Below are 15,874 nucleotides of genomic sequence, written 5' to 3'. Positions count from 1 at the left end.
CCTCATGCTCAGGTCCCTCCTCTGGCTTCCCGGCACGCTGATGGTCGTGGCGGTCCTGCTCGACCTGATCGTCACGTGCATCCAGACCGGCGAGGGCCGCCTGAGCCGCGCCATCCACCGCCCGCTGTACGGCCTGCTGCGCCGCGCCGCGCAGCACTCCGGACGGCGCGCGCTGCTGTCCTGGGCGACGCCGCTGATCATCACCGGCACCCTCACCGCGTGGACTCTGCTGACGTGGCTGGGCTGGACGCTGATCTTCTGGTCGCAACCGGGCGCGCTGGTCGGCGCCGAGAGCGGCCAGCCCGCCACGTTCATCGCGTGCTTCTACTTCGTGGGATACACCATCAGCACGCTCGGCCTGGGCGAGATCATTGCCCCGCAGGCCTTCTGGCGCGTCCTGACGGACGTGGCCGCCATCAACGGATTCTTCCTGCTGACCTTCGCCATCACGTTCGTCGTGCCCGTCGCGCAGGCCCGGTCCGAGCGGCGCGAACTGGCGCTGCTGCTGCACCGCGCAGGCCCCGGCGCGCAGGCCCTGATCGTGAACGCCGTGCAGGACCACGACAGCGGCCTGTCCAGCCTGACGGGGGACCTGCAACCCCTCCTGAACCGCCTGGACGCCGCGCACCTGAACTCCCCTTACCTGCACCGCTTCCACGATCATGACCGGCAGGACGCGCTGGACTTGCACCTGCCCGCGCTGGGCGAGGCGCTGCTGATCATCCAGGGCGCGCTGCGCGGCGACTGCCCACGCGGCCTGAAGCGTGCCCTGGCCAGCGTGGACAGCCTGAGCCGCACCTTCGAGCGCACCCAGGCCCGCCACCCGCTCCTGCGCGACGCCGAGGTGCCGCCCGCGCCGGACCTGACGCCGCTGCGTGAGGCCGGACTGTCCCTCCAGTCCCCGGAGGTCTTCCGCGAGTACCTGCGCAGCCACGCGGCCCTGCGCGTGCGCCTGCACGCCATGGCCCGCGCCGGCGCGTGGCGCTGGGATCAGGTGGCGACGCCCGCAGCGGACGAGCAGTCGGCCGACTGAGCGGCAGACGCTCTGGCAACTGAAGCCCTGAATCTGCGCTCCGGCGCCAGGTGGACAGTTCAGGCGGACCTGATGCGGGCGGAGACGCTCGGGACACACTTGTGTCGTCGTTCAGATCGGCGATAGAGGGTGCTGGATGGAATGGAAACAAATCCTTCACGCACTGGATTAATCGTGAAACTATTCACTTGATGGTGGAGTGAAGTGGCCCACCATAGGGCAGGCCAGTCGAGTCTTACTTCAGCGCGTCGTTCATGCCCAGTACGTCCGCGACCTTCAGGCTCGCGCCGCCCACCAGGGCGCCGTTCACGTTCGGCTTCGCGCAGATGCTGGCGATGTTGTCCGGCTTCACGCTGCCGCCGTACAGCACGCGGATGCCTGCCGCCGCGTCGCCGTAGCGTTCCTCCAGCGCCCCGCGGATCGCGGCGGCGAGTTCCTCGGCGTCGTCGGCGGTGGCGGTCTTGCCGGTTCCGATTGCCCAGACCGGCTCGTACGCGACGACCACGTCGGTGCCCACGCCCTCCAGGCTGCCCGCCAGCTGCGCCAGCGTGAACGGGACGTGCTCGCCCGCCTCGCGCACGTCCAGCTTCTCGCCAACGCACACGATGGGCGTCAGGCCGTTCGCCTGCGCCTGACGGGCCTTGGCCGCCACGACCGCGTCCGTCTCGCCGTGGTAGTCGCGGCGTTCGCTGTGGCCCACGACGGCGTACGTCGCGCCGACGTCCTTGAGCATCGCGGCGCTGATCTCGCCGGTGTACGCGCCGGACTCGTGCGCGGACACGTCCTGCCCGCCGAAGCCCACGCCGGTGGGGAGGTTCGCGGCCAGCGCGCTCAGGGTGATCGCGGGGGCCATGACGGCCAGTTCCGCCTGCCCGGCCTCGAGTTTCTCGCCGAGTTCCTGCGCCCAGGCGCGGGCCTCGGTGGGGGTCTTGTTCATCTTCCAGTTCAGTGCGAGCAGGTTCTTCATGTCAGTTCCTTTCAAGTCCGGACAGCACGTCCGTCACGGCGCCCTGCCACACGGTGGACGCCATGAACGGGCGGAAGCCCAGGTCGGTGTTGATCTTCAGCATGGGGCTGTTGCTGTCCGCGTTCTGCGTGCGGATCTCGGTGGCATTCGGGTTCAGCCGCACGACCTCGCGCACGTTCGCCGCCTTCAGCCAGCGGCCCAGCTGGTGTCCCCGGTGCGCCGGGAGCACCCCGGTGTTCCCCTGACTGACGATGCCGGGTTGCGCGGGCCGCCACGACACGTCCGTCAGGCCCGCCAGCGTCCCGTCCGGCGCGCGGACGACCGCCACGATCGCCACCCGGCCCCCGGCGCGGGTCAGGGTCTCCATCGAGCGGACCTCCTCGGGGGTGGTGCGGTGGTCCTCGACGTCCAGGTCGTCGCGCGGGGCGCTGTTCATGACGTTCAGCAGCTCCGCGTACGCGTCCAGGTCCGCGTCCGGCACGCCGTCCGTCCAGACCTCCAGCGTGTACCCGTCGTCCGGGCGGGTCGTCCAAGCGTCCAGCAGGCCGTCCGGGATGTCCGAGAGCAGCAGGCGGTTGACGTGACTGCTCAGGCCCGGCTGGAACCCGGCGCGGCGCGCGAACGCCTCACCGGCAGGCACGCGGTCGTTCGTCTGCCCCATCAACAGCGTCCGCCCGCGCGCCTGCATGGCCCGCGCCGCGTGGCCCAGCAGCGTCCGGCCCAGCCCACGCCCCCGCGCGGCAGGGGAGACCATGAGCTCCAGTTCGGCCAGATGCCCGTTCTCCCCGACCGTGAACGCCTGCGTGCGCGCGTGCGCGACGATCGTCCCGCCGTCCTCCACCGTCCAGAAATCCAGTTCCAGGATGGGCGGCAGGTGCTGCATCTGCCCCCACACGTTCGCCGGGTCCGTGGGCGGGTCGTCCGGGTGGGACTCGGCCCGCAGTCGGTTCAGGTGCGCCACGAGCGCCCGCGCGAACTCCTCGGTCAGGGCGGTGTGATCGCGGTGCTGGACGTCGGTGGTGGTCATGTCGGCTCCCAGCATGTCACGGGCGGTCGCGGCGACGCGCCGCAGGCGAGCAGGGAGGCGCGGCGGCCTCCCCGGTGCGGATTTACTTCATCGCCTCGACGCCGGGCAGGGCCTTGCCTTCGAGCAGTTCCAGGCTGGCGCCGCCGCCGGTGCTGATGTGGTCGATCTGGTCGGCCTTGCCGCTCCTGTTGATCGCGCTGACGGAATCCCCGCCGCCCACGACGGTGTACGCCTGGTTCTTCAGGCTGCCCACCGCGGCCGCGACGGCGTTCGTGCCTCCCGCGAACTTCTCGAACTCGAACACGCCCAGCGGGCCGTTCCAGAACACGGTCTTCGCGCCCTTCAGCGCCTCGCTGTACAGCCTGACCGTCTCGGGACCCGCGTCGAGGCCCTGCCAGCCGTCGGGGATGGCGTTGCTGGCGACCACCTGGGTATTCGCGTCGGCGCTGAACGCGTCGGCGGCGATCACGTCCACGGGCAGCATGATCTTGTCGCCGTACTCGCGCAGCAGTCGGGCCGCGAGGTCCAGCTGGTCGTCCTCGTGGATGCTGTCCCCGATCTTCCCGCCCTGCGACTTGATGAACGTGTACGCCATGCCACCGCCGATCAGCAGCTTGTCCACGCGGGGCAGCAGGTTCTCGATGACCTTGATCTTGTCACTGACCTTCGCGCCGCCGATGATCACCACGTAGGGACGCTCGGCGCCGTCGAGCAGCCTGCCCAGCGCGTCCACCTCGGTCTGCAGCAGCGTGCCCGCCGCGTGGGGCAGCTGCGCCGCCACGCCACTGACGGACGAGTGCGCGCGGTGGGCGCTGCCGAAGGCGTCCAGCACGAACGCGTCGCCCAGGCGGGCCAGCCTGCCGTTCAGGCCCTCTTCGTTCTTCTCCTCGCCCGCGCTGAAACGCACGTTCTCCAGCAGCGCCACCGCGCCCTCGGGCAGCGCCTCTACGGCGGCCAGGGTCTCGTCACTGTCGGCGGTCCCGGCAATGAACGTCACGGGGCGGCCCAGCGCCTTCTCCAGCACGGGCGCGACGGGCTTCAGGCTGTACTTCTCCTCGGGGCCGTTCTTCGGGCGGCCGAAGTGGCTCATCAGGATCACGTTGCGCGCGCCCGCGTCCAGCAGCGCGTTGATGGTCGGGAGGCTGGCCGTGACGCGCGTGTCGTCCTGCACCAAGCCATCCTTGACGGGAACGTTGTAATCCACGCGCACCAGCACGCGCTTGCCCTGCACATCCAGCTGACTGAGGTTCTGCATGTTCACTCCTTGGCGTTCAAAGAGGATGGATGATGGAGGATGGATTGCCCCATCACCCATCATCCATCCACTCTCGACGTGTTCAGCCTTTCTGCTGGACCAGCTGCACGAGGTCGGCGATGCGGTTGCTGTAGCCCCACTCGTTGTCGTACCAGCTGAAGAACTTCACGAGGCTGCCCATCGCCATGGTCAGGCCGCCGTCGATGATGGCGCTGTGGGGGTCGCCCACGATGTCGCTGAGCACGATGGGGTCCTCGGTGTAGGCGATGATGCCCTTGTGGCTGCCCTCGGCGGCTTTCCGGAACACGTCGTTGACTTCCTGGGCGGTCACGTCACGCTTGAGGATCACGACGACGTCGCTGATGCTGCCCGTGGGGGTGGGCACGCGCAGGCTGGTGCCGTCGAACTTGCCCTTCAGCGCGGGGTACACCTGCGACACGGCCTTGGCGGCGCCGGTGCTGGTGGGGATGATGTTCACGGCGGCGGCGCGGGCGCGGCGCAGGTCGCTGTGCGGCAGGTCCAGCACGCGCTGGTCGTTCGTGTAGGAGTGCACGGTGGTCATGATGGCCTTCTCGATGCCGAAGGCTTCATCGATGAGCTTCATGGGCGCGCCGAGGCTGTTGGTGGTGCAGCTGGCGTTGCTGATGATGTTGTGCTGCGCGGGGTCGTAGTCCTGCTCGTTGACGCCCAGCACGACGCTGATGTCCTCGCCCTTGGCGGGCGCGGTGATGATGACCTTCTTCGCGCCGCCCTGGATGTGCTTGCCCGCGCCGTCGCGGCTGGTGAAGATGCCGGTGGACTCGATGACGATGTCGACGCCCATCTCGCCCCACTTGATGTTGGCGGGGTCGCGTTCGGCCAGCGCGTGGATCTTCTTGCCGTTGACGGTCAGGCTGGTGTCGTCGTACTCGACGGTGCCGTCGAATTTCCCGGCGGTGCTGTCGTACTTCAGGAGGGTGGCGAGCGTCTTGTTGTCGGTCAGGTCGTTGATGGCGACCACTTCAACGCCGCGAGCTTCCAGAACACGGAACACCAGACGGCCGATGCGGCCGAAGCCGTTAATCCCTACTTTCATGCTGTGCCTCCAGTCGTGAGGGCCGCCCCCTGTGCTGGGGCGGATGACCTCGCATGTCGCAGTGTAACGCGGCTCTCCGGATCGGCGGTTCGTGTCACCTGTACACCAAGGCATTCGTGTACCAAGTCCAAAAAAAGGGGGCGGCCACCGCCACCCCGTCCTCACGGCATTCCGCGGGCTTTACCCGGCGTTCAGCACGAACGCCACGTCCACCGTCACCGAATCGCTACTGCCCGGGTAACGCACGTCGAAATCGAAGGGATTGAACTTGAACTGCGTGCTCACGTTCACCTTCCCACCCTGCAGGGTCGCCTTGACCGGCACACTGACGCTCTTCGACGTGCCCTTCACCGTCAGGGTGCCGGACGCCGTGGTGGACAGCGTCTGACCCTCCACGAGCTTCCCGCCGGTCAGCTTCTCCAGTTTGAAGGTCGCGTTCGGGAACTTCGCGGTATTCAAGGCTTCTGCGCCCTTGGCGTGCGTGTCCCGCAACCCGATCCCGGTCTTCAGGTTCACGACCGGGACCGTCACGGTGCCGGTCGTCGCCGCGAGGTTCGCCGGATCGAGATCCACGCTGGCGGTCACGCCCGCGATACTGCCCCGCACCGGGATGAAGCGCACCGTGTGCGAGAACGTCGCCGAGCCGTCCCTGGCCGCGTACGCCGCCGCCACCGCCGGAGCCGACGTGAGCACCGCCGCGCCGACCAGTCCCGCCACCAGTTGTCCTGTCATGCCCTGATGGTGCGGCACACGCGTGAATACTTGGTGAAACGAGCATCTGCGCGAGGGCGACCCGCGCGGCACCCGCCTACCTGACGCTTCCCCGACTGCGCCGCACCGCCCGCCCAGAGGCGAACGGCCCGCACATCACGCCTGGGCCCACGCCGCCTCCGCGTGGCGTCCGGCCCGCCGCGACCTGACCCGCCTGTCAGAAATCTCTCTTCATGTCGCGCTTCTGCAAGAGGCGGGTGCCAGCGGCGTCCGTACGCTGCGTGGCATCAGGCCCGCCCGCCCCGGCGCGGCCCACCCAGGAGGACCCTCATATGCCCCGACCCCACCGCACCGCCCTGACCCTGTTCAACGCCCTGCTCGGCGCCGCCCTGAGTGCTGCCCACGCCGCGCAGATCACCATCCCGATCCACGTCACGGTGCGCGCCGTGTGCGAAGTCAGCCGCAGCGACGCCCAGACCCTCGCGCTGCGCTGCACGCAGGACTACCGCCCCAGCGACCCCCGCACCCTGCCGGACCTGTATGGCCGCCTGCCGGCCGGAGAGTGGCGCCTGAACGCCACCAGCGACGACCCCATGGGCGGCACCCTGAACGTCTACACCCGCGTGAGCGCCACCGAAAGCGACGGCACCGAACTCGTCTACTACTGAACCGGCCGGTCAGGCGGCGTCCCGCAGCGGACCTCCTGAGCGCCCGGCGTGACGTCCAGCACGCACAGCACCTCGTCACCCGCCGAGCGGACCTCGCCCCGCACCACCTGCGCTGGGAACAGCCCGAAGCCCTCGTCGTCCAGCAGCACCGCCCCGCCACTCCAGACCACGCGGCCGTTCCCGACCGGCGTGCCGTCCGCGCCGCGCACCTGCACCCAGCGCAGCACCCGGAAGTTCGCGCGCCAGTCCAGCACCGTCAGGCCCGCCTGCGGCGGCACGATCACCCGGCGGTCCGTGCCCACCTGCACCCCGAACGGCGCGTCCCGCAGATCCACGCGCACCTCGGCCGTCTCGCCGGGCGTGAAGCCGCTCAGGAGGACGCTGCCCGCCGCGTCCGTCCGCCCCACGAACACCCCGCCCAGCAGGATGCTCAGGCCCGGCACGCCGGTCTGCAGCAGCACCGCCCGCTGCCCCAGCGTCGCCTGGGCACTCGGGCCGTCCGGCAGGGCCACGACCGCGCCCTGCACCCGCGCCGACGCGCCCCGCAGGCCGACCTCGCCGGAGGCCAGCACCCGCCCCACGTGACTGCCCCCCACCGCCAGATCATCCCGGGACACGCGGGCCGTCACGCGGTTGCCCGTGTCCACCTGGAACCCCGCGCCCGCCCCGGCCTGCCACGCCACCGCCGGGGCCTCCGAACCCGGCGCGGGCGGCACCTGCACCGCACGCACGCCCCCCGTCAGGTCCCACCGCGGCGAGGGCCGGTACCCGCCCGCCACGCCCAGGCGCCAGCCGCCCGGCTGCGCCGCCGCGCTGAGCGTCACGCTGCCCACCGTGTCGAAGGTGCGGGTCACGCTGCCCTCGACACTCCAGGTGTCGCGCCGCAGCGCCGTGCGCGCCGACACCGACAGTGTCCACGGATCCAGGTTGGCGTTCAGGGCGGCGCCCAGCTGCGTGTCCTGCCACGCGCCGAGCGGCAGGACCGTGAACGCCGACACCCGCGCCGCGCCCACCTGCGTCTCGCCGCGCAGACCCAGCGTCGTGACGGTCGACCTCACCCCGCCCGTCACCGCCGACGTCACCTGCACGCTGGCCTGCGCGCCCCCACGCGCGTCCGCGTACGCCACGCGCGCCCCGGCCGACAGCGCCCCGCCCAGCTGCGCACTGCCGGACGCCCCCACCCGCCAGCCGCGCCCCAGACCGTACTCGCCCCGCACGTCCGCGCCCCACGCGCCACGCGACGCGCCCGCCCGCACCGCCGCGAGGTACGCGCCGCGCGGCAGCGGGTCCGGATCGGGCTCCAGCACCCACTCCTGCACGCGCACGCCCGACTCGTCCGTCACCTCGACCTGCACGGTCACCGGCGCGCCCGCCGGATGCGGAATGTCCACGAGGCGCAGCACGCCCGGCCCGGCCCGCCGCGCCGCGACCTCACGGCCATCCAGGAAGACCCGCACGTCCGCCTCCAGCGGCAGGTCCACGCGCCGCTCGGGGTCCAGCAGCGTGAAGCCGCCCTGCGCGCCCAGCGCCACGCCCCGGAAGTCACTGCTGCTCAGGCCCGGACTGCCCTCCAGCGGCTGCGCGTTCCACGCCGCGCCCACCCGCACGCCGTCCGTGACGCCCACGCTGACCTGCGCGCGCGGGTGCGCCCGCCACGACCCGTCCGACCGTTCCAGCAGCGCCCCGGCCGAACCGCTCCAGGCGCCGCCCGAGCCGCCCACGTCGGCGTTCACGGTCGCGGCGAACGTGGCGGGCGCACCCGCCGGAATGAGGGCGTACGTGGCCTGCACGTCCGCCCCGTACTCCACGCCCCACACCGGCCGGCCCACGTCCGGCACGACCGCCGCGGCCCCCGCGAGGTTCAGCGTGTCGCCCTGCAGCCGGTCCAGCCGCGGGCGGATCAGCAGCCGCTGGCGGGGCTGGTCGAACGTGACCGCCACCTGCCCGGACAGCCGCACGAACGGCACGTCGTCGCAGGTCACCGTCTGCGCCGCGTACCCGGCCTCCGCGGCGCGCAGGACGTCAGGGGGGACCAGCGTGTCGGCCAGGTCGGCGCCCAGGCGGACCGGCACGGCGCCGCGCGGCGCGCCCCCCACCACCACCTCCAGCAGCAGTTCCGGTGCGGCGCACGCCACCGCCTCCGGCGAGGCCGGCTGCGCCCCCACCGGAGGGGCCGCGCACAGCAGCATGGCCGCCCACAGCGCCGCCGACAGGCCCGGCAGGTGCGCGCGCATCTCAGGGCACCCGGACGGTCACGCGGGCCGGTTTCGCGTCCGCGTTCAGGAAACTCAGGGTCAGGTCCCCGGACCGCGCGCCCAGCCCGGGCAGGGTCAGCGTCACCGACGCGCCCCCCAGCACCGCCAGCGACGCGAGGTCCACCCGCGTGTCCCCGCGCGCCGCCTGGAACGCATTGAAGGTCTCGTGGCGCGTCCCGGCGTTCGCGAGGCGCAGGATCAGGTCGTCCCCCTGCCGCTGCGCGTCGAAACTCATGCGCGCCGCCGCGCCGGGCGGCGCGACGTACACCGGCAGTGAGAACGTCGTCGGCAGGTCCAGCCGCACGTCGATCCCGTCCGCCGCGACGGTCGTCTGCGGCACGCTCGTCCCGTACGGCACCTGCTGCACCAGCAGCCGGTACGCGACCTCGGCCGCGCCGGGCTTCTTGCGCAGCCCGACCCGCACGACCTGCGACGCGCCGCCCGGCAGGATGAACTCGGCCGGGTTGACGAGCAGGTCGCGGGTGTCGCTCAGGACCATGCGGCCCCCCTCGACCCGCCAGGCCTTCACGCTCACCGTGAACTTCGACGCGACGCGCGTGGTGTTCAGCATGGTCGTCTGCGTGTTCAGCGACCGCGTCGGGTCGAGGTTCAGCACGGTCGGCGTGAACCCGAACCCCTGCGCGCCCGCCAGCGCCCCCAGCGCGAGGACCAGCAGCGCGCGCGCCCCGCGCCTCACGGCGTCTCCTGTCGTGTGTTCACCACGGTGACCTCCAGCGCCGCGCGGTACGTGCCGCCCGCCACCCACTGCCCGGAAAGGATGTTCAGCGGCACCCGCACCACCTGCGTGCCGCGCCGCTCGCCCCGCCACGCCGCGCCGTCCGCGCCGACGGTCGCCAGGAGCGTCCCGCCCGGCCCGGCCAGCCGCAGCGCGCCCGCGCCGCCCTCCAGCACGCCCAGGTCCAGACGGAACCGGTCGCCGGGCCGCGCGCAGGTCACGGTGACCGCCAGCGTCGGGCGGGCGCCGCGCAGCGCGTCGTACGGATCAGTCTCCACGCTGGCACTCACGGGCAGGCACGCCGCGTGCGCGCCGCCCAGCAGCCAGACGCCCCAGCACACTGCACCTGTCCTCATGTGGCCTCCGGAATGCCCGATCCTGTGCGGGGATGACGTGGCCCGGACGGCGGAGTCTCCCCGCACCGTCCGGCCCGCCCCTGCTGTCGCCACCTGCGCGGACCGGTCCTGACGACCAGGCCGACCACGCAGGCCGCGCGCCGCGCTCAGTTGTACGAGACGGTGATCGCCAGCGTACCGGTGTACGTCCCGGCGGGCACGCCCCACTGACCGTCCGGCGCGGTCATCTTCAGCCACCCGGCGTACCGGTCGGGCGTGGTGGCGCTGCTCGACGGGTTGGTGTTGACCCGCACCTTCCACTTGGCCTTCAGCGGCACCGACCCGCTGCCCGGCATCTGCAGGTAGATCAGGCCGTCGAAGGTGCTGTTGACGTTGTTCGGCAGGGCGGTCGGGGCGAGGCTGTCCGAGCCGCCGCCCGACGCGGCGATGCCCAGCGTGATGGCGGTCCCGGCGGTGCAGTGGATCTTCAGGACCGGCGTCTCGGCGCCGCCCCCATCGCCGTCCAGGGCGTTGTACGCGAAGGCGGGGTACGCGGCGGGACCGTCGACGTTCATGCCGTTGAGGTTCTCGTCGCCCATGGCGCACACGTTCGCGACCTCCACGGCCGGGTGGAGCGTGACGGACGCTCCCTGTTGGGCCTGGACGATGCCGAGATTCAGGGCGGCGAGCAGTAGAGCGGTTCTCTTCATGACCTTCCTCCTGTCCGGTTCGCGGCGGGTGGCGCGCGGCGCATGGGGGCGCCGCCAGCTTCTCCCCAGAAGCTGTCATCTGAACGCTGTGGTACGCGGGTGACCGGACTGAGGAAAACTATAATTCTCATGTCTGGGACGGTCAATTTGTCGCCCTGAGTGGCGTTACGGGTTCGTTGCAGGGCCGTTACGCCCCCATCTGGGGGTGATGCCGACCACGCTGGCGTGGGCAAGGGCGCTGGCCCCGCGCCCCCGTGCGCCGTGTAACGCCCGGCCCGTGAGTCCCCTCACATGGGCAATTCATGAACGTCATCTGAGGGAAGCGCGGGCGCTCATCCAGGGCTCCCGGCGCGGCGGCGCTGCCCAGACGCCCCGAACCCACCACCCCGCCCGCCGGGTCATACTGCACGCCATGAATTACGACCTTCTCGTCATGAAGTTCGGCGGCACCAACATGCAGGACTCGCGCGCCATCCGCCACAGCGCCTCCCTGGCCGCCCGCTCCATCCGCGTGGGCGTGAAGGTCGTCGTGGTCGTTTCGGCCATGGCGGGCGTCACGAACCAGCTGCTGAAACTCGCCGACGCCGCCCAGTCCGGCGACATCGCCGCCGCCAACGACGAGATCGCCCTGATGCGCACCCGGCACTTCACGGCCGCGCAGGAACTCGGCGCGGCGCCTGACAGCGTCACCGTCCGCGAGATCCGCGAGATGCACGAGACGTTGCGGCAGGCCGTGTACGGCGTGTACCTGCTGCGCGAACTCACGCCCCGCAGCCGCGACCTGATCGTCGCGTTCGGCGAGCGCCTCTCCGCGCCCCTGATGAGCCTCGCGCTCGAACAGGACGGCCTGCGCGCCCACCACCTCTCCGGCGGCGAGGCGGGCATCCTGACCGACAGTCACTTCGGGAACGCCAAGCCCATGCCGAACACCTACGAACGCGTCAGGGACCGCCTCAGCGGCCTGCTCGCAGCTGGGGTCACGCCGGTCGTGGCGGGTTTCATGGGTGAAACCGAGAAGGGCGCGATCACCACCCTGGGGCGCGGCGGCACCGATTTCAGCGCCACCATCGTCGGCAAGGCCCTCGGCGCGGACGAGGTCTGGGCCTGGAAGGACGTGGACGGCGTCATGAGCGCCGACCCCCGCGTGGTCAAGGACGCGCAGAACATCGAGGTCCTCTCCTACGGCGAGGTCATGGAACTCGCGTACTTCGGCGCGAAGGTGCTGCACCCGCTGGCCGTCACGCCCCTGCAGGAGAGCGGCATTCCCCTGCGCGTCAAGAGTGCCGCCGACCCGGACTTCCCCGGCACGCTCGTGCAGGCGCAACCCCGCGACGAGGAGGGCCACCCCGTCAAGGCCGTCACCGCGATCCGCAACGTCAGCATCATCAACGTCAGTGGCGCCGGGGTGCTGGGCATTCCCGAGGTGATCGCCAGCGTGTTCGACGCGATCGCCCGTGAGAACGTCACGCTGCTGATGGTGTCGCAGTCGTCCAGCATGAGCAATGTGTCGCTGGCCGTGCAGACCGTGGACGCCGAACGCACCCTGGTCGCGCTGCGCGCCGGGGTCAGCCTGGAACTGAAGGTCGAGGTGCAGCCCGGCGTGGCCGTTCTGGCCATCGTGGGCAGCGGCATGCGCGGCCAGAAGGGCGTCTCCGCGCGGATGTTCACGGCGCTGGCCGAGCAGGACGTGAACGTGCTGATGATCTCGCAGGGCAGCAGCGAACTGAACGTGTCCGTCGCCGTGGAGGCCGCGCACGTGGACGCCGCCACCCTCGCCGTCCACCGCGCCTTCGGCCTGGGCACCGCAGCGACCGCCTGATCGGAACCGCAACAGGGGAGAGGGGGACCGGATCACGCGCCCGGCCCCCCTCTCCCCGTCCGTATCATTCCGGTCTGCTGCGGTGCGTCCAGGTCATCACCAGGAAGCCCAGCAGGGTCAGCGCGGCGCACACGAGGAACACGCTGCGGTACCCGAGCGTCTGCGCGACCGCGCCGCTCGTGATGCCGCTGAGCATCCCGCCGATGCTGCCGGTGTTCGCGAACATCGTGGTGGCGGCGCTGAACCGGCCCGGCATCAGGGTCTGGAAGTACGTCATGCCCAGCCCCGCCAGGATCGCCAGGACCACCGCGCGGATGACCTGCGCGGCGATCAGCAGCGGCAGGCCGTCCGCGACGTACACCAGCGCGAAGTGCGCCACGAACAGTGCCATGCCTGCCGCGACCAGCGTCGGCACGCCCGGCAGGCGCCGCCACGTGACCAGCGCGATCATCACCGGGATTTCCAGCAGGGCGCACAGGCCCACCAGGAAGCCGACCTCGCCGCTCGTGCCGCGCAGCGTCTCGGTGACGAACAGCGGGAACATCGCCATGCCCATCTGCATGCTCATGCCGTACAGCACGAACGCCAGGGCGCCCAGCGCGATGGCGCGGCGCGCGGCGGGGCGGGGCGTGTCGGGCAGGTCCGGGGTGATGCCCGGCGTGGGCTGCGGGCGGCGCCCCGGCACGCGCAGCAGCGGCAGGGCCGCCAGCGTGAAGCACGCGGCGGCGCTGAGGAACACCGCCGCGTAGCCCCCGGCGCCGAGGATCACGGCGCCCAGGCCCGGGCCGACCACCCACGAGAGGCTGAACACGGCGCGCAGCAGCGTCATGGCGCGGTCGGCCAGATCGGTGGGGACGTCCTGCAGACTGGCGCGCGCGAAGGAGAACATCTGCGGGAACGCGGCGGCCCCCAGGGACAGCAGCAGCGCCCCGATGACCAGCAGGCCCGCGAAGTGCGGCGTCACGCCGATCAGGGCGTACGCGGCGGTCCCGGCGGCCATGGTGGCCAGCACGATGGGTTTGCGGTTGGGCAGCCGGTCGGACCAGCGGGCCAGCAGCGTGGCGACCGCCACGGCGCTGATGGCGTTCACGGTCAGGAAGATGCCCAGCTGCAGCGGGCTCAGGCCCGCCTGTTTCACAGCGTACAGCGCCATGAACGGAATCGCCAGCGACAGCCCGAAGCCCAGCGCGAAGCAGCTCAGGGCCAGCGGCAGGGCGTCCGGGAGGCGCAGCATGGCCCCCAGGCCGCTGCCTTGGGTGGGTGGGGCGGTGGTGGTCATGAGGTCCGTCCGAACATGGGGGTCACTGTAAACCCGTGCCCGCGCGTGGAGTGTTAGCCTCCGGCATGCCAACTGAAACGATCAAGGCGCTGCCGCCCCGCAGCGACGTCCCCCGTGAGCAGACCTGGGACATCGAGGCCCTCTACGACACGCCCGACGCCTGGTCGGCGGAGGGGGACGCCCTGGCCCGCGACCTCGGTTCGCTGTCTGCCCACGCGGGACAGCTCGGCACGCCGGGGGGGCTGCTGGCCTACCTGCGCGCCGCGAACGACCTCGAACTTCGCCTCGGGCGCTTCATGTCCTACGCCAGCATGACCGCCAGCGTGGACGGCCGCGACGCCGTGGCCGCCGCCCGCCGCGACCGCGCCGCCACGCTGGGCGCCCAGTTCGGCAGTACGACCGCGTTCTTCCGTCCGGAACTCCTCGCGCTGGACGACGCGCTGGTGCGAGGCTGGCTGGACACGCCGGACTTCGCCGAGCACCGCGTGCGCCTGGAACGCATCCTGCGCGGCAAACCCCACGTCTGCAGCGCCGAGGTCGAGGCCCTCCTGGGCGCCGTGCAGGCTCCCTTCGCGTCGGAACGCGGTATTCACCCCGCGCTGGCGAACATGGACCTGCGCTTCGGCACGGCGGGCGGCGAGACCGTCACGCAGGGCAACGTGGACCGCCTGACCGCCCACCCGGACCGCGAGGTGCGCCGTGAGGCCTGGGAGGGCTACGCGGACGCGCATCTCGCCGCGCGGCACGCGCAGGCGGCGATGTACGCCACGAACGTCCGCCAGAACGTGTTCCTGGCCCGCGCGCGGAACTACCCGGACACCATCAGCGCCTCGCTATCGCCGGACAACATCCCCACTGCCGTCGTGACCACCCTGCTCGACACGTACCGCGCGAACACGCCGGTCTGGCACCGCTACTGGCGCGTGCGCCGCGAGTGGCTGAACCTGCCCGAACTGCGCGAGTACGACGTGAAGGCCGCGCTGGTGCCCCCCCGCGCCGTGTCCTACGAGCAGGCCGTGCAGTGGCTCGCGGAGGGCATGGCGCCCCTGGGTGAGGACTACGTGCGGGACATGGTGCCCGGCCTGACCACCGAACGCTGGGTGGACTACGCCGAGAACGACGGCAAACGCCAGGGCGCGTACAGCAACGGCGGCGGCCGCGTGAAGCCGTACATCTTCATGACCTGGAACGGCACCATGAACTCGTACTCCACCCTGGCGCACGAGATCGGGCACTCCATGCACTCCCTGCTCTCGCAGCGTGAACACGGGTACGGCGTGCCCCGTTACACCCTCTTCCACGCGGAGGTCGCCAGCAACTTCAACCAGGCGATGGTGAGGCAGCACCTCCTGACGCAGGCTCGCGCCGCCGGGGACACCGAGTTCGAGGTGCAGATCATCGAGGAGGCCCTGTCGAACTTCCACCGGTACTTCTTCATCATGCCGACTCTGGCGGCCTTCGAGCTGGAGGCCTACCGCCGCATCGAGGCGGGGGGCACCCTGAGTGCCCCGGACCTGATCGACCTGACCGCCGACCTGCTGTCCGAGGGCTACGGGGACGGCGTCTCGATGGACCGCGAGCGCAGCGGGATCATGTGGGCCCAGTTCAGCACGCACCTGTACGCGAACTTCTACGCGTACCAGTACTCGACCGGGATCAGCGCCGCGCACCAGATCCTCGAGCAGTTCAGCGCCGACCCGGACGCCGCCCGCGAGTCGTACCTGCGCTTCCTGCGCTCGGGCGGCAGCCTGGACCCCATCGACGCCCTGCGCGAGGCGGGTGTGGACATGCTGAGCCCTGCGCCAGTCGAGGCGACGTTCCGCACGCTGGAAGGCCACGTGGCGCGCCTGGAGGAGCTGCTGGCCGAGCGCCGCTGAGAGCAGACCCGGAGAGAGGGGGCAGGGTTGCGGAACACCCTGCCCCCTCTTCTTCTGCCGGATGGGATAGGGGGCAAATATTTCACGTCCTGGCAAAATCGTGAAAGTATTCACTTGAAATGACCAG

14 protein-coding genes are annotated in these 15,874 nt (G+C 71.2%); 4 read left to right on the top strand and 10 right to left on the bottom strand.

From position 1 onward, the window contains the following. Positions 1-4: 4 nt before the first annotated feature. On the top strand, positions 5-1,033 hold the full coding sequence (locus tag DEIGR_RS08365; RefSeq protein ID WP_153013684.1) for a potassium channel family protein: 1,029 nt from the start codon (positions 5-7) through the stop codon (positions 1,031-1,033). Between the two features lie 235 nt (positions 1,034-1,268). On the opposite strand, the gene tpiA is transcribed toward DEIGR_RS08365, so the two are convergent. The 5 genes from tpiA to DEIGR_RS08340 all read right to left on the bottom strand — a co-directional run bounded on the left by tpiA (position 1,269) and on the right by DEIGR_RS08340 (position 6,089). Continuing rightward, the gene (tpiA, locus tag DEIGR_RS08360) at positions 1,269-2,000 is read right to left on the bottom strand and encodes a triose-phosphate isomerase (RefSeq protein ID WP_058976544.1); all 732 of its coding nucleotides are present in this window, start codon (positions 1,998-2,000) and stop codon (positions 1,269-1,271) included. A gap of 1 nt (position 2,001) precedes the next feature. Next, positions 2,002-3,027, bottom strand: a complete 1,026-nt coding sequence (locus DEIGR_RS08355; RefSeq protein WP_058976543.1) for a GNAT family N-acetyltransferase — start codon at positions 3,025-3,027, stop codon at positions 2,002-2,004. A gap of 82 nt (positions 3,028-3,109) precedes the next feature. After that, entirely contained in the window at positions 3,110-4,282 is a 1,173-nt protein-coding gene (locus tag DEIGR_RS08350) for a phosphoglycerate kinase (protein ID WP_058978620.1), read from the bottom strand. Between the two features lie 82 nt (positions 4,283-4,364). After that, the gene (gap, locus tag DEIGR_RS08345; RefSeq protein ID WP_058976542.1) at positions 4,365-5,357 is read right to left on the bottom strand and encodes a type I glyceraldehyde-3-phosphate dehydrogenase; all 993 of its coding nucleotides are present in this window, start codon (positions 5,355-5,357) and stop codon (positions 4,365-4,367) included. A 180-nt stretch (positions 5,358-5,537) separates the two neighbouring features. Beyond that, the gene (locus DEIGR_RS08340; RefSeq protein WP_058976541.1) at positions 5,538-6,089 is read right to left on the bottom strand and encodes a YceI family protein; all 552 of its coding nucleotides are present in this window, start codon (positions 6,087-6,089) and stop codon (positions 5,538-5,540) included. Between the two features lie 311 nt (positions 6,090-6,400). On the opposite strand from DEIGR_RS08340, the gene DEIGR_RS08335 reads away from it, so the two are divergent. After that, positions 6,401-6,736, top strand: a complete 336-nt coding sequence (locus tag DEIGR_RS08335) for a hypothetical protein (RefSeq protein WP_058976540.1) — start codon at positions 6,401-6,403, stop codon at positions 6,734-6,736. On the opposite strand, the gene DEIGR_RS08330 is transcribed toward DEIGR_RS08335, so the two are convergent. The 4 genes from DEIGR_RS08330 to DEIGR_RS08315 form a co-directional block, all read right to left on the bottom strand. Beyond that, positions 6,730-8,970, bottom strand: coding sequence for a hypothetical protein (locus DEIGR_RS08330; protein WP_058976539.1), 2,241 nt, complete (start codon positions 8,968-8,970; stop codon positions 6,730-6,732). The two genes, DEIGR_RS08335 and DEIGR_RS08330, sit on opposite strands and share 7 nt — an antisense overlap. 1 nt (position 8,971) lies before the next feature. After that, positions 8,972-9,688 (bottom strand): fimbrial biogenesis chaperone, encoded by a 717-nt coding sequence (locus DEIGR_RS08325; protein WP_058976538.1) that lies wholly within the window; start codon positions 9,686-9,688, stop codon positions 8,972-8,974. Beyond that, the gene (locus DEIGR_RS08320; protein ID WP_153013682.1) at positions 9,685-10,083 is read right to left on the bottom strand and encodes a hypothetical protein; all 399 of its coding nucleotides are present in this window, start codon (positions 10,081-10,083) and stop codon (positions 9,685-9,687) included. The genes DEIGR_RS08325 and DEIGR_RS08320 overlap by 4 nt, the downstream gene beginning before the upstream one ends. Positions 10,084-10,229: 146 nt before the next feature. After that, positions 10,230-10,772, bottom strand: a complete 543-nt coding sequence (locus tag DEIGR_RS08315) for a hypothetical protein (RefSeq protein ID WP_153013681.1) — start codon at positions 10,770-10,772, stop codon at positions 10,230-10,232. Positions 10,773-11,184: 412 nt separating this feature from the next. Between DEIGR_RS08315 and DEIGR_RS08310 the strand changes: the two genes are divergently transcribed. Then, entirely contained in the window at positions 11,185-12,591 is a 1,407-nt protein-coding gene (locus tag DEIGR_RS08310; protein ID WP_058976535.1) for an aspartate kinase, read from the top strand. Between the two features lie 64 nt (positions 12,592-12,655). Here the strand turns inward: DEIGR_RS08310 and DEIGR_RS08305 are convergent, their stop codons facing one another. After that, a complete protein-coding gene (locus DEIGR_RS08305; RefSeq protein ID WP_169796851.1) occupies positions 12,656-13,870 on the bottom strand; it encodes a sugar efflux transporter in 1,215 nt (404 codons plus the stop codon). 65 nt (positions 13,871-13,935) lie between these two features. Between DEIGR_RS08305 and pepF the strand changes: the two genes are divergently transcribed. After that, positions 13,936-15,747 carry an oligoendopeptidase F gene (pepF, locus tag DEIGR_RS08300; protein WP_058976534.1) on the top strand — a complete coding sequence of 604 codons (1,812 nt, stop codon included), beginning with the start codon at positions 13,936-13,938 and terminating at the stop codon, positions 15,745-15,747. Positions 15,748-15,874: the final 127 nt, after the last annotated feature.

The sequence above is a fragment of the Deinococcus grandis genome, assembly GCF_001485435.1.
GTDB lineage: Bacteria > Deinococcota > Deinococci > Deinococcales > Deinococcaceae > Deinococcus > Deinococcus grandis.
The sequence above is the reverse complement of the archived record's forward strand: the minus strand, read 5'-3'. Positions and strand labels throughout refer to the sequence as shown.

Coding starts and splice junctions, on each gene's coding strand:
- DEIGR_RS08365 (WP_153013684.1), top strand. CDS start 5: ATGCTCAGGTCCCTCCTCTGGCTTCCCGGCACGCTGATGGTCGTGGCG.
- tpiA (WP_058976544.1), bottom strand. CDS start 2,000: ATGAAGAACCTGCTCGCACTGAACTGGAAGATGAACAAGACCCCCACC.
- DEIGR_RS08355 (WP_058976543.1), bottom strand. CDS start 3,027: ATGACCACCACCGACGTCCAGCACCGCGATCACACCGCCCTGACCGAG.
- DEIGR_RS08350 (WP_058978620.1), bottom strand. CDS start 4,282: ATGCAGAACCTCAGTCAGCTGGATGTGCAGGGCAAGCGCGTGCTGGTG.
- gap (WP_058976542.1), bottom strand. CDS start 5,357: ATGAAAGTAGGGATTAACGGCTTCGGCCGCATCGGCCGTCTGGTGTTC.
- DEIGR_RS08340 (WP_058976541.1), bottom strand. CDS start 6,089: ATGACAGGACAACTGGTGGCGGGACTGGTCGGCGCGGCGGTGCTCACG.
- DEIGR_RS08335 (WP_058976540.1), top strand. CDS start 6,401: ATGCCCCGACCCCACCGCACCGCCCTGACCCTGTTCAACGCCCTGCTC.
- DEIGR_RS08330 (WP_058976539.1), bottom strand. CDS start 8,970: ATGCGCGCGCACCTGCCGGGCCTGTCGGCGGCGCTGTGGGCGGCCATG.
- DEIGR_RS08320 (WP_153013682.1), bottom strand. CDS start 10,083: ATGAGGACAGGTGCAGTGTGCTGGGGCGTCTGGCTGCTGGGCGGCGCG.
- DEIGR_RS08315 (WP_153013681.1), bottom strand. CDS start 10,772: ATGAAGAGAACCGCTCTACTGCTCGCCGCCCTGAATCTCGGCATCGTC.
- DEIGR_RS08310 (WP_058976535.1), top strand. CDS start 11,185: ATGAATTACGACCTTCTCGTCATGAAGTTCGGCGGCACCAACATGCAG.
- DEIGR_RS08305 (WP_169796851.1), bottom strand. CDS start 13,870: ATGACCACCACCGCCCCACCCACCCAAGGCAGCGGCCTGGGGGCCATG.
- pepF (WP_058976534.1), top strand. CDS start 13,936: ATGCCAACTGAAACGATCAAGGCGCTGCCGCCCCGCAGCGACGTCCCC.